General features: G+C 72.6%; 13 protein-coding genes. 9 read left to right on the top strand and 4 right to left on the bottom strand.

Going from position 1 to position 12855, the window contains the following annotated elements:
• Positions 1–3 precede the first annotated feature (3 nt).
• On the top strand, positions 4–1074 hold the full coding sequence (locus LH62_RS32535) for a methyl-accepting chemotaxis protein (protein WP_043363869.1): 1071 nt from the start codon (positions 4–6) through the stop codon (positions 1072–1074).
• Here LH62_RS32535 and LH62_RS20440 read toward each other — a convergent pair.
• Positions 1057–2223, bottom strand: a complete 1167-nt coding sequence (locus tag LH62_RS20440) for a multidrug effflux MFS transporter (RefSeq protein WP_043363868.1) — start codon at positions 2221–2223, stop codon at positions 1057–1059. The two genes, LH62_RS32535 and LH62_RS20440, sit on opposite strands and share 18 nt — an antisense overlap.
• 319 nt (positions 2224–2542) lie before the next feature.
• Here LH62_RS20440 and LH62_RS20435 point away from each other — a divergent pair, with 319 nt between their 5' ends.
• Positions 2543–3124 carry a malonic semialdehyde reductase gene (locus LH62_RS20435; protein ID WP_043363867.1) on the top strand — a complete coding sequence of 194 codons (582 nt, stop codon included), beginning with the start codon at positions 2543–2545 and terminating at the stop codon, positions 3122–3124.
• A gap of 39 nt (positions 3125–3163) precedes the next feature.
• Here LH62_RS20435 and LH62_RS20430 read toward each other — a convergent pair whose 3' ends face one another.
• From LH62_RS20430 to LH62_RS20420, 3 genes are all read right to left on the bottom strand, one after another.
• Entirely contained in the window at positions 3164–4450 is a 1287-nt protein-coding gene (locus LH62_RS20430; RefSeq protein WP_043363866.1) for an amidase, read from the bottom strand.
• 154 nt (positions 4451–4604) lie between these two features.
• A complete protein-coding gene (locus LH62_RS20425) occupies positions 4605–6038 on the bottom strand; it encodes a DegQ family serine endoprotease (RefSeq protein ID WP_052214742.1) in 1434 nt (477 codons plus the stop codon).
• Between the two features lie 120 nt (positions 6039–6158).
• The gene (locus LH62_RS20420; protein WP_043363863.1) at positions 6159–6695 is read right to left on the bottom strand and encodes a fasciclin domain-containing protein; all 537 of its coding nucleotides are present in this window, start codon (positions 6693–6695) and stop codon (positions 6159–6161) included.
• Between the two features lie 110 nt (positions 6696–6805).
• Here LH62_RS20420 and LH62_RS20415 point away from each other — a divergent pair, with 110 nt between their 5' ends.
• From LH62_RS20415 to nusB, 7 genes are read left to right on the top strand one after another with little or no spacing between them, the layout of a single operon-like run.
• The gene (locus LH62_RS20415) at positions 6806–7474 is read left to right on the top strand and encodes a response regulator transcription factor (protein ID WP_043363862.1); all 669 of its coding nucleotides are present in this window, start codon (positions 6806–6808) and stop codon (positions 7472–7474) included.
• On the top strand, positions 7452–8828 hold the full coding sequence (locus LH62_RS20410; protein WP_043363861.1) for a HAMP domain-containing sensor histidine kinase: 1377 nt from the start codon (positions 7452–7454) through the stop codon (positions 8826–8828). Before LH62_RS20415 ends, LH62_RS20410 begins: the two co-directional genes overlap by 23 nt.
• Before the next feature lie 8 nt (positions 8829–8836).
• Positions 8837–9949 carry a bifunctional diaminohydroxyphosphoribosylaminopyrimidine deaminase/5-amino-6-(5-phosphoribosylamino)uracil reductase RibD gene (gene ribD / locus LH62_RS20405; protein ID WP_082012877.1) on the top strand — a complete coding sequence of 371 codons (1113 nt, stop codon included), beginning with the start codon at positions 8837–8839 and terminating at the stop codon, positions 9947–9949.
• Complete coding sequence (locus LH62_RS20400) at positions 9931–10551, top strand: riboflavin synthase (RefSeq protein WP_043363859.1); 621 nt, start codon at positions 9931–9933, stop codon at positions 10549–10551. Before ribD ends, LH62_RS20400 begins: the two co-directional genes overlap by 19 nt.
• Positions 10548–11678, top strand: coding sequence for a 3,4-dihydroxy-2-butanone-4-phosphate synthase (gene ribB, locus LH62_RS20395; RefSeq protein WP_043363858.1), 1131 nt, complete (start codon positions 10548–10550; stop codon positions 11676–11678). The genes LH62_RS20400 and ribB overlap by 4 nt, the downstream gene beginning before the upstream one ends.
• A 4-nt stretch (positions 11679–11682) precedes the next feature.
• Positions 11683–12183: a 6,7-dimethyl-8-ribityllumazine synthase gene (locus tag LH62_RS20390; protein ID WP_043363856.1), complete on the top strand. Its 501-nt coding sequence runs from the start codon at positions 11683–11685 to the stop codon at positions 12181–12183.
• Positions 12180–12851, top strand: coding sequence for a transcription antitermination factor NusB (gene nusB, locus LH62_RS20385; protein WP_369796794.1), 672 nt, complete (start codon positions 12180–12182; stop codon positions 12849–12851). The genes LH62_RS20390 and nusB overlap by 4 nt, the downstream gene beginning before the upstream one ends.
• The last annotated feature ends 4 nt before the right edge of the window (positions 12852–12855 follow it).

The raw sequence follows: 12855 nt of genomic DNA, 5'->3' as shown, positions 1-12855 counted from the left end.
GCCATGGACGGAATGCAGGTCACCGAGGAAGCCGCCACCCCCGAGCGCGTCCTGGCGCTCGCCGAACGGGCGGAGGCGGTGGCGGCCGGCAAGGTCCGCGCCATCCAATCGATCACCGGCCAGACCCGCATCCTGGCGCTCAACGCCACCATCGAGGCCGCGCGCGCCGGCGAGCAGGGCCGCGGCTTCGGCGTCGTCGCGGGCGAGGTGAAATCCGTCGCCGCCGAGGTCGCCCGCCTTGCCGCCGAGATGGATGGCGAGCTGCGCGGCGTCTTCACCGCCCTCCGCCGCATCGGCGCCCGCATGGCGGAGGAGGTCGGCGGCCAGCGGCTGACCGACCTCGCGCTGAACGTTATCGAGATCATCGACCGCAACCTCTACGAGCGTAGCTGCGACGTCCGCTGGTGGGCAACCGACGCGGCGGTGGTCGATGCGGCGGCGGACCCTTCGCCGCAGCGCCTGGCCCATGCCGAGCGGCGCCTCGGCATCATCCTCTCGGCCTATACGGTCTATCTCGACCTCTGGCTCTGCGACCTGTCCGGCCGCGTCATCGCCCATGGCCGGCCGGATCGGTACCCCGCGGTCCGCGGCCACGCCGCCGGCGCCGCGCCCTGGTTCCGCGCTGCGCTTGAGACCAGGAGCGGCGACGACTACGCCGTCACCGACATCGCCCGCTGCGCCCCGCTCGGCGATGCGCCGGTCGCCACCTATGCCGCGGCGGTGCGCGAGGGCGGCGCCACCGATGGCGGCCCGATCGGCGTGCTCGGCATCCATTTCGACTGGGCCCCGCAGGCCGATGCGGTAGTGCGGGGCGTCCGCCTCTCGCCCGCCGAGCGCGCCCGCACCCGCGTGCTGCTGCTTGATGCCGCCGGGCGCGTGCTGGCCGCCTCCGCCGGCGGAGGCGTGCTGACCGAGACCATCCGGCTGCAGCATGGCGGCTGCGAGGCCGGCGCCTACCGCGACGCCGAGGGCCGCGCCATCGGCTTCCACCGCACGCCCGGCTACGAAACCTATCGGGGCCTCGGCTGGTACGGCGCGCTCATCCAGGATCCGCCATCAGCGCACGAGAATTAGCCGGCTCAGCAGCCCCGCCAGCGCGGCGAGCGCCATCACCACGGCCATCGGCACCGCCGTCCCGGTGTAGAGCGCCCCGACCAGCGCGCCCGTCAGCGCCCCCCCACCGAATTGCAGCGTGCCGATCAGCGCCGAGGCGCTCCCCGCCGCGCGCCCCTGCGAGGCCATGGCCAGAGCCGCGGCAATCGGCATCACCATGCCGATGCTGGCGACATAGACGAAGAGCGGCAGGGCGATGCCCCAGAAGCTCCCCGTCCCCGACAGCGCCGCCATCGCGACACCCGCCCCGGCCATGGCGCAGAGCCCCCAGAGCAGCACGCGCTCCGGCGGATGCCGCTGCGACAGCATCGCGTTCAGCTGCGAGACGCCCATGATGCCGAGTGCATTCGCCCCGAAGAGCAGCCCATACTGCCCCGGCGCGATGCCATGCAGCTCCATGAAGACGAAGGGCGAGCCGGTAATATAGGCGAACAGCCCGCCCATCGGCAGCACGCCCGACAGCACCAGCCCCATGAAGCGCCTCGTGCCGAGCATCCGCGCATAGACCATCACCACGCCGGCCAGCCCCTCCCGCCGCCGCCGCTCGGGCGGGAGCGTCTCCGGCAACACCCGCCCCACCACCAGGGCGAGGCCGAGCCCATAGACGACCAGCGCCCAGAAGATCGCCCGCCAGCCGCCCCAGCCGAGCAGCAGCCCGCCCAGCGAGGGCGCCAGGATCGGCGCCAGCGTCACCACCAGCATGAGGCGGGACATCAGCCGGATCGTCTCCGTCCCCTCCGTCACGTCGCGCACGATGGCCCGCGCCGTCACCATCCCCGCGCAGCCGCCAAGCCCCTGGATGAAGCGCCACATCGCCAGCCAGCCGACCTCCTCGGTCAGCCCGCAGCCGATGGAGCCGAGGACGAAGATGCCGAGCCCCGCCAGCAACGGCAGCCGCCGCCCGAACCGGTCTGTCAGCGGCCCGAAGGCGAGCTGCGCCAGCGACATACCGGCGAAGAAGCTCGCCAGCGTCGTCTGCACATGCGCCGCATCCGTCCCGAGCCCGGCGGCGATGGCAGGGAAGGCCGGCAGGTACATGTCCGTCGACAGTGGCCCGAAGGCCGACATGGCGGCAAGGACCAGGACGAAGAAGGGCGTGATGCGCGGCATAAGTGTGGGTTAGCACCCCATGCTGCACTGCACCATCATTCGGTAACGCAGGGCCTGCGGCGGGCGTGCTCGCGGCGGCTGTAGGGCACGCCGTGCTCCCCATCCTCGATGACATGCTGCCGTATCCCTTTGGGCAGGGTGCGGGATGAGCGACAGGAAACGGGTTTCAGCGCGGCCGTGAACAGGTCCCCCGAAGCCAGGGCCCGAGCCTGGCGCGGGCCCTGGACCCTGGAATGAACGCAGCCGGCCCTGGCCGCCTGGACCGGTGACGGGGCCGCCTTCAGCGTCTATGCAGGGGGCAACGAAGGAGACCCTGACGATGCCCGACCAGGCCGCCATCGACGCGCTCTTCCTCAAGGCGCGCACCCAGAACAAATGGACCGACCAGCCCGTCTCCGAGGAGGAGTTGCGGCAGATCTACGACATCCTGAAGATGGGCTCGACCTCGGCGAATTGCTCGCCGGCGCGCTTCGTCTTCGTGACGACGCAGGCGGGCAAGGAGAAGCTCGCCCCCTGCCTCTCCTCCGGCAACCTCGCCAAGACGATGAGCGCGCCGGCCTGCGTCATCGTCGCGCAGGACATGGAATTCTACGAGAAGCTCCCTCAGCTCTTCCCGCATGCCGATGCCCGCTCCTGGTTCACCTCCAGCCCGGAGCTGGCGGCGGAGACCGCATTCCGCAACGCGACGCTGCAAGGCGCCTACCTGATGATGGCGGCGAGGCTCATCGGCCTCGATGTCGGCGCCATGTCCGGCTTCGACAAGGCGAAGTGCGACGAGACCTTCTTCGCCGGCACCAAGGTGAAGTCCAACTTCCTCGTCAATCTCGGCCATGGCGACCCCAGCGGCGTCTTCGACCGCCTGCCGCGCCTCTCTTTCGAAGAGGCCTGCACCATCGCCTGATGCGATGTCCGGGGAGGTCAGCCCCTCCCCGGCACGCCGTCAACGCGGGTCGATCACCGGCCCCACCAGCGCCGCCACGTCGAGCAGCGTCGCATCGCCGAAGCGAGGCCCGACGATCTGCACGCCCACCGGCATCCCATGCGGCCCCGTCGTGCAGGGGATGGCGATGCAGGGCACGTGCAGCAGCGTCCACATGCTGTTGAAGACCGGGTTGCCGGTATCCTGCCGCCCGAGCGGCGCCTCGCCCACCGCGGCCGGCGTCAGCACCGCGTCGAAGCGCGGGAAGAGCGCGTCGAACAGCTTCCGGCAATCGGCGGCGAGATTGTAGGCCCCGGCGAGCCGTGCCCCGCTGATCCCGGCGAAATTCTCGACGCGGTCACGGAAATCGGCATGCAGCAGGCCAGGCGCCGCGACATATTCCTGCAGGAAAGCGCTGCGCCCTTCGCCGAGCAGCACCACTCGCTGCGCCTCGGTGATGCCCTCGAAGGCCTGCGGCAGCGCCAGCGGCTCGACGGCCGCCCCGGCCTCCTCCAGCCGCCGCCCGGCCAGCTCCAGCGCCGCCCGCGACTCCGGCGCGGCCAGGTGCCAGTTCGGCCCGCCGCAGAGACCGATCCGCAGCTCGCGCAGCCCCTTCCCCAGCGGCTCGTCGAGGTCGAAGAGGCGAAAGGCCTCCGCCACCAACCGCAGGTCCTCCGGCGCCCTTCCGTACCAGCCGATGGTGTCGAGGGTGTGCGCGTAGCGCTTCGCCCCTTCCGTGCTGACCACTCCATGCGTGGGCTTCATCGCGTAGATGCCGCAGAAGGAGGCCGGGCGGATGGTGCTGCCCCCGGTCTGCGTGCCGAAGGCGAGCGGCACCATGCCGTCGGCCACCGCCGCCGCCGAGCCGGAGGAGGAGCCGCCCGGAGTCCGCGCCGCGTCACGCGGGTTTCGGGTCAGCGCGCGGCGCCCGGCCGCTGCGAACTCCACCGTGTCGGTCTTGCCGAGGATCACCGCCCCCTCGCCGCGGGCGATGCCGACGCAGGCCGCATCCCGCCCCTGCCGCAGCCCCTGGTAGATCGGCGAATTGTAGGTGGTCGGCATGTCCGCCGTCTCGATCATGTCCTTCACGCCGACCGGCAGCCCCTGCAGCGCGCCCATCGTATGGGCCTTGTCCACCTCGCGGGCGCCGGCGATGGCGAGGCGCGGGTCGAGGAAGGTCCAGGCCTTCACCACCGCCTCCCGCTCGGCGATGCGCTCGAGGCAGGAGCGGGTCAGCGCCTCCGCGGTGAGGCGGCCCTCGCGGAGCTTCGCGGCGGCGGCGGCGGCGGTGAGCTGCCAGGGTTCCATGCCTCGTCCTCTCGGCTGGGATGCGGGTCGGCGCCCGCCATGCGCGCCCGGCGGCCCGGCGTCAATGCGCCAGGCCGCCCTGCATGGCCAGAGGATGCAATGCCCAGGCCAGTGGGCGCCAGGGAGGGAATTTCCCTCGCCGGCCCCAGGGACCTCAGCCCGCCTTCAGCGGCAGGGCGATGAAGGCCCGCCCGCCCTCTCGCTCGATCTGCAGCGCGATGGCCGGCTTGTTGGCCTGCCGGGCGGCGCCCACGGCCTCCGCCACGTCGCGCGGCCCGTTCACCGCCCGGTCGCCGGCGCGGAGGATAACATCGCCCGGCTGCAGGCCCTGGCTGGCGGCCACGCTGTCCGGCTGCACCCCGGCGACCACCGCGCCATGCCCGCCGCGCTCGTTCGGCGCCAGCGCCAGGCCGAGATTGCCCGAGGACCGGGCTTCCCCGGCGGCGCCCTTCGCTTCCTGCTGGCCCGGGATGGCGATCAGCGTCACCTGCTGCTCCACGGGCTTGCCGTCGCGCAGCAGGGCCAGGGTGACGGTCGCCCCGGGCCGTTGCTCGCCCACCGCCTCGGCCAGGTCGCGCGGCACGGCGATCGCATGGCCGTTCACCCCGGTGACGACGTCGCCGCTCTGCACTCCCGCCCTGGCCGCCGGCCCGTCCGGCTCCACCGCGCCGATCAGCGCGCCCCTGCTGTCAGACAGGCCGAGCGCGCTCGCCAGCGTCGGGTCGATCCGCTGCGTGGAGACGCCGAGCCAGCCGCGCTCCACCCGCCCATGCTCCTTCAGCTGCGCCACCACCGACTGCGCCAGCGAGGCGGGGATCGCGAAGCCGATGCCGATATTGCCGCCCGAGGGCGAGAAGATCGCCGCATTCACCCCGACCACCTGACCCTGCGCATCGAACAGCGGCCCGCCGGAATTGCCCGGGTTGATCGAGGCATCGGTCTGGATGAAGTCGTCATAGGGCCCGGCGCCGATCTGCCGCCCGCGCGCCGAGACGATGCCCGCCGTCGCCGTTCCTCCGAGGCCGAAGGGATTGCCCATGGCCAGCACCCATTCGCCGACGCGGAGCCTGTCGCTGTCGCCGAAGGCGACGGTCGGCAGGTTGCCGCCGGCCTCGATCTTGATGAGCGCGAGATCGGTCTTCGGGTCGGTGCCGACGACGCGGGCCGGCAGCTGCCGCCCGTCGGCCAGCTCCACCTTCACCGAATCGGCCTGGCCGACCACATGGTTGTTGGTCACGACATAGCCGGCCGCGTCGATGATGAAGCCGCTGCCCTGGCCCATGACCCGCCGCTCGGCCGGACCCTGGCGCTGCTGGAAGAAGCGCTCGAAGGGCGTGCCGCGCAGCTCCGGCGGCACCTGCGCCGGCGTCGCCTCGGTATGGCCGGTGATGCTGATGCGCACGACCGCCGGCGCCACCCGCGCGGCGAGGTCGGCGAAGTCCGGCCCGACCGGGCGCGGCAGCGCGACGGCCGTCGCCGGCTGGCTGGCCGATTGGGCCGTCGCCGGCGGGGCGAAGGGTGTCAGCGCCGTGGTGCCGAGCGCCAGCGCCAGAGCGCCGCCTGCGAGGATCTTGGTGATGCGGGGCATCGATTGGAGCTCCTTCCTGAGGGGCGGCCGCTCCGGGCGACCGCCATGCCCCACATCAAAGCCCCGCGCACCTGCGGGCTTCCTGCCCCGAACCATACGGATCGGTATGGTCGGTCCGGCTCAGCGGACGAGCACGCGGTCCACGATATGGATCACGCCGTTGCTGCACGGGATGTCGGCCTGCACCACATGAGCCGGCTCGATCTCGCGGATGCCGCCGGCGCCGAAGCCGCCACGCTCCGGCACCATCGTGTACTGCCCGTCCGCCCCGCGCTGGATCAGCAGCATGTTGCCGTTGCGGGTCCTGACCGTCACGCGGTCGCGCCCGGCGACCTCGCTGGCGAGGTGCCGCCCATCGATCATCTGCGCATTGACCACCGCCGGCCCGCGCACCGGATCGAAATCCGCGCCGGGCTGGGAGCCCATCAGGTCGTTGCGGATATTCACCGGCACCCGCGCGATGGCGCCATTGTCGGGCGCGAGGATGGTGAAGGGCCCGCTGCCGTGCAGCAGCTCGGACTGGCCGGTGCGGTTCAGCGCCTCGACGAAGCTGCTGAGCCGTGGGTCGTCCGCCATCACGCGCATGCAGTCCTGGGCACGGGCGGCACCGGCGCCGAGCAGCAGCCCGGCAGCGGCGAGGAGGGGGAGGCGTCGCATGGGCGGTTTCCTTTTCTGCATTCCGGCCAGAAGCTCCGCCCGCCGGGGGAGTTCGCATTCGATCCACCTCTGCCTATTGTCCGGCCGGTGGGACGAGGGGCCGGGGCAGCGTGAAGATCCTGCTGGTCGAGGACGATGCGGAGACGGCCGGCTTCATCCGCCGCGGCCTGACCGAGGCCGGTCATGTGGTGGACCACGCCGCCGACGGGGCGGATGGCCTCCACCTCGCCATGCAGGCGAGCCATGACGTGCTGGTGGTGGACCGCATGCTGCCGCGGCTGGATGGCCTCGCCCTGGTCCGTGCCCTCCGCGCCGCCGGGCAGCGCACGCCCGTCCTCTTTCTCACTGCCCGCACCGGCGTCGGCGACCGGGTCGAGGGACTGGAAGCGGGTGCCGACGACTATCTCGGCAAGCCCTTCGCCTTCGCCGAGTTGATGGCGCGCCTCAACGCCCTCGCCCGGCGCCCGCCCATGGCGACGGAGGCGACCACGCTCCAGGTCGCCGACTTGGAGATGGACCTGCTCCGCCGCACCGTCACCCGCGCCGGGCGGCGGATCGATCTGCAGCCCCGCGAATTCCGCCTGCTGGAATACCTGATGCGCCGCGCCGGCCAGGTGGTGACGCGGACCATGCTGCTGGAGGGCGTCTGGGACTTCCATTTCGACCCGAAGACCAGCGTGGTCGAGACGCATGTGAGCCGGCTCCGCGCCAAGCTCGGCGAGCCTCCGCTCATCCACACCATGCGCGGCGCCGGCTATGCCATCCGCCAGCCCGGCTGAGCAGGCGACACGCTGGTGGCGGACAACCGCCTTCCGCATCACCCTCCTGCACCTGCTGCTCACCCTGCTCGGCACCGCCGCGCTCTCGGGCATCGCCTGGTGGGCGACCACCGGCTACGCCCTGCGCCAGCTGGCACAGGAGGTCGACAGCGACAGCGGGCTGCTGGTCCAGGCCGCCCGCCTCGGCGGCCCGCGCTCCGTTGCGCTCTCGGTCGAGGCGCGGCTCGCCGCCGACCGCAGCGGCACCCAGTACTACCTCCTCGCCGGAACGGCGGGCGAGCGCCTCGCCGGCAACCTCGCCAGCGCGCCCGAAACCCCCGGCTGGGCCAGCCTCCGCCTCGAGGCCGCCGGGGAAGCGGCGTCGGCCGAGTTGCTCGCCCTCGGTACCCCGCTTCCCGGCGGCGGCTTCCTCGTCGTGGCGCGCGACGTGGCGCCGGTACGCCAGCTCGAATCGCTCCTGCTCGGCGCCGCCGGCTGGGTCGGTGGCGGCGCGGCGCTGCTCGGCCTGCTCGGCGGCCTGCTGATGGGCCGCGGCGTGACCCGCCGCGCCGCCGCCATGGATGCCGCCCTGGCCCGCGTCGAATCGGGCGAGATCGGCCACCGCCTGCCCATCCGCCCGGGCGGCGACGAGTTCGACCGCCTGGCCCGCCGCATCAACGCCGCGCTCGACCGGGTGCAGGGACTGATGCAGACCCTCCGCCAAGTGACGGACGACATCGCCCATGACCTCCGTACCCCCCTCACCCGCCTGCGCGGGCGGCTGGAAGCCGCCCTCCGCGCCGGGGACGACACCACCTGGCGCCCCGCCACCGAAGCGGCGCTGCGCGACTGCGAACAGCTCCTCGAAATCTTCGCCGCCCTGCTCCGCATCGCCCAGGTCGAGGGCGGCGCCCGCCGCGCCGGCTTCGCCCCGCTCGACCTTTCCGCCCTGGCAGCGACCGTCGCCGAGGTCTACGCCCCTGCCGCCGAGGAGCGCGGCCAGAGGGTGGAGGCCGACATCCCGCCCGCCATTGCCGCCTTCGGCGACCGCGAATTGCTGACCCAGGCCCTCGCCAACCTGTTGGAGAACGCCGTGAAGCACGGACGCGAGGGCGGCCGCATCCGGCTCGCCCTCGGCACCGACAGGGTGCTCACCGTTGAAGACGACGGCGAGGGCATCCCTCCACGCGAGCGCGAGGCCGTCCTCCGCCGCTTCCACCGGCTGGACGCCGCCCGCAGCCGCCCCGGCGCCGGGCTCGGCCTCGCTCTGGTCGCGGCGGTGGCGGAGCTGCACGGCGCCCGCCTCACCCTCGGCGATGCCGGGCCCGGCCTCAGGGTGGAGCTCGCTTTGCCGCCCGGCCCCGCCGGCCCATAGTGCGCCGCATGACGGATCGGGAGCATATGGCGGCCGCGCTGGCCCTGGCGCGACGTGGGCTCGGCAATACCTGGCCGAACCCGGCGGTGGGCTGCGTGCTGGTGAAGGACGGCCAGGTGGTCGGCCGCGGCTGGACCCAGCCCGGCGGCCGCCCCCATGCCGAGACGGAGGCGCTGGACCGTGCGGGGGAGGCCGCCCGCGGCGCCACCGCCTATGTGACGCTCGAGCCCTGTTCCCACTGGGGCCGCACGCCCCCCTGCTGTGACGCCCTGGTCCGCGCCGGCGTCTCCCGCGTGGTCGTGGCGACCGGCGACCCGGACCCCCGGGTCGACGGCCGTGGCCTGCAACGCCTGCGCGAGGCCGGAGTAATCGTCGAACTAGGCCTGATGGGCGAGGAGGCCCGCCGGGAGAATGCCGGCTTCGCCCGCCGCATCACCAGCGGCCTTCCCCTTGTCACGCTGAAGCTGGCGACGACGCTCGACGGCCGCATCGCCACCTCGACGGGCGAGAGTCAGTGGATCACCGGCCCCGCCGCCCGGCGCGAGGCGCATGCGCTGCGTGCCCGGCATGACGCCATCCTGGTCGGCAGCGGCACGGTGCTGGCCGACGATCCCGAGCTGACCGCCCGCCTCCCCGGCACCGCCCGCGTGCCCCTCGCCCGCGTCGTCGCCGACAGCCGCCTCCGCACCCCGCTCGGCGCCCGCCTGGTGCAGACGGCCCGCGCGGTGCCGACCTGGATCGCGACCCGCACCAACCAGCGCCCCGCCGCCCTTGCCCCCTATCTGGAGGCTGGCGTGCAGATTCTCTCCGTCCCGCGCGCGAAGCCTGGCCTCGACCTCGCCGCCCTGCTTGGCGCGCTGGCCCAGCGCGGCGTCACGCGGGTGCTCGCCGAAGGCGGCGCCGGCCTCGCCGCCGGGCTGCTGCGCGGCGGCTTCGTCAACCGGCTGGCCTGGTTCCACGCCCCCGGCATCATGGGCGGCGACGGACTGCCCGCCGTGCAGCCCTTGCCGGTTGTTCTGCTTTCCGCCATGCCCAAGTTCCAGAGGGTTGCAAGCCGTCCCCTGGGCGAGGACTGGCTGACCGAGTTCGAGGAGTGCGGGCCATGTTCACCGGCATCGTGACGGATCTGGGGACGGTGCGGGAAATCCTGCCATTGGGTGACGGGCAGGACATGCGCCTCGTCATCGGCACCTCCCCCGCCTTCCTGGCGGAGCCAGCGCCAGTGGCGATCGGCGCCTCCATCGCCTGCTCCGGCTGCTGCCTCACCGCGGTGGAGCTCGGCGGCGACTGGTTCGCCGTCGATGCCTCGGCCGAGAGCCTGTCCAAGACCACGCTCGGCCGCCTTGCTCCCGGCAGCCGCATCAACCTCGAACGTTCGCTCCGGATGGGCGACGAACTCGGCGGCCACCTCGTCTCCGGCCATGTCGACGGCGTGGCCGAGGTGCTCTCAGCGGTGCCGGAGAACGGCTCCGTCCGCTATCGCTTCCGCCTGCCGGAGCACCTCGCCCCCTTCGTCGCCGCCAAGGGCTCGATCGCCATCGACGGCATCTCGCTCACCGTCAACGAGGTCGAGGGCGCCATCTTCGGCGTCAACGTCATCCCGCATACGGCGGCGGTGACCAGCTTCGGGACGCTGCAGCCGGGCGGCTTCGTCAACATCGAGATCGACACGCTGGCGCGCTACGTCGCCCGGCTCGTCTCCTTCCAGGGACTCCAGGCATGACCGGCGCGGTGGCGACCAAGACCGTCAATTTCGCCGACTTCATCTCCCCGACCGAGGAGCTGATCGAGGAGGCGCGGCGCGGCCGCATGTTCATCCTGGTCGATGACGAGGACCGCGAGAACGAGGGGGACCTCGTCATCCCCGCCCAGTTTGCGACCCCGGACGCGATCAATTTCATGGCCCGCTTCGCCCGTGGCCTGATTTGCCTGGCGATGGACCGCAGGCGGGTCGAGCAACTCGGCCTGCCGCTGATGGCCCAGGCCAACGGCACCCGGCACGCAACGGCCTTCACCGTCTCCATCGAGGCGAAGGAGGGCGTCACCACCGGCATCTCCGCCGCCGACCGCGCCCATACCGTCGCCGTCGCCATCAACCCGGAGATGGGCCGCGAGCACATCGTCACGCCGGGCCACGTCTTCCCCCTCGTCGCCCGCGACGGCGGCACGCTGGTCCGCGCCGGCCATACCGAGGCCTCGGTCGACCTTGCCCGCCTCGCCGGCCTGAACCCCTCCGGCGTGATCTGCGAGATCATGAACGACGACGGCACCATGGCGCGGATGCCGGACCTCGTGGCCTTCGCCCAGCATCATGGCCTGAAGCTAGGCACCATCGCCGACCTGATCGGCCACAGGCGCCGCACCGAGCGCCTGGTCCGCCGCCTCTCCGAGGGCCATATCGACCACCCGATCGGCGGCGACTGGCGGCTCGTCGTCTACGGCAACACGCTCGCCCCGGGCGAGCACCTAGCCCTGATCCGCGGCGACGTCTCCGCCCCCGGCCCCGTCCATGTGCGGATGCATGCCGCCAACCTGCTGCACGACATCGTCCTCGGCGCCGGCACCGGCGATCTGCACGACGCCATGCGCATGATCGAGTCTGCCGGCCGCGGCGTCGTCGTCATCATCCGCGACTGGCGGCCGGACAATATGAGCGAGCAGGTGAGGAACAACCGCGGCCGGCAGGTAGCGCCGCCCGAGATCCGGGACTATGGGATCGGCGCGCAGATCCTCGCCGATCTCGGGGTGCGCGACATGGTGCGACTGTCGAACAACCCGCGGCCCATCGTCGGGCTGGAGGGGTATGGCCTGCGCGTGGTGGAAACCCGCCCGCTGGTCCAACAAGGATGACCGAATGAGCACGATCGATGCGCCGGAGCGCCAGGCGCGGCCGCTGGACGGCCCCGCGCCGCATCTGCTGGTGATCCAGGCGCCCTATTACGCCGATGTGGTGGGCGGGATGCTGCGCGGCGCCCAGGGCGTCTTCGCCGAGGCGCAGGCGACGGCCGAGGTGGTGGATGTCGCCGGCGCCTTCGAGCTTCCGGCCGCGCTGCGCATGGCGCTCAGCCAGCCCTCCAAGGGCGGCAAGGCGGTGCGCTATGACGGCTTCCTGCTGCTCGGCTGCGTGGTGAAGGGCGAGACCGACCATTACGACTTCATCTGCTCGGCGGTCTGCCAGGGGGTGATGGACGTCTCGACCGAGCGCGGCGCCGCCATCGGCTTCGGCCTGCTGACCGTCGACAGCCTCGCCCAGGCCGAGGCCCGCTCCGCCGATGACCGGCACAACAAGGGTGCCGAGGCTGCGCATGCGCTGCTCGGCCAGGTGGCGCTGCGCCGCCGCTGGAGCCTCGCGTGAGCGGCAACTGGAAGACTACGGATCTCGGCACCAGCGAACTCGACAAGCTTCGCGCCGAGATGGAGGCGGAGCAGTCCGGCACGCCCGAGGCGCCGAAGCCTGCCGCCAAGCCGGGGGCGGGCAAGTCCCCTGGCAAGCCCGGCGGCGGCAAGTCCCGCCACCGCCGCCCCGGCCAGGCTCCGGGCGGCGGCCCGCAGGTCCGCGGCGGTCGCCCGCGCACCGGCGCGCGTGTCGCCGCCGTTCAGGCGCTCTACCAGAGCGAGCACACCGGTGAGTCGGCCGAAGCCGTCATCCAGCAATTCCTCAGCCACCGCATCGGCGGCGGTTTCGAGGATGGCGGCGTGCCGGAAGCCGATCGCCCGCTCTTCGGCACCATCGTCCGCAGCGCGGCGAAGCATGGCGAGCGGCTGGACGGCCTCATCACCCAGCATCTCGATGCCGACTGGCCCTTGATGCGCCTCGACCCGGTGCTGCGCGCCCTGCTCCGCGCCGCCTGCGCCGAATTCGCCGAGGGCGGCGGGCAGCCCCCGGCCCGCGTGGTGATCAACGAGTACCTCGACATCGCCCATGGCTTCTTCGGCGGCGAGGAACCGCGCTTCGCCAATGGCGTGCTCGACGCGCTGGCCCGCGCCCTGCGGCCGGAGGAATTCGCCGCCGGCCGGAAGTAGCGGC

This window comes from Belnapia sp. F-4-1 (genome assembly GCF_000802185.1).
In the GTDB taxonomy this organism is placed as follows: Bacteria; Pseudomonadota; Alphaproteobacteria; order Acetobacterales; family Acetobacteraceae; genus Belnapia.
The sequence above is the reverse complement of the archived record's forward strand: the minus strand, read 5'-3'. Positions and strand labels throughout refer to the sequence as shown.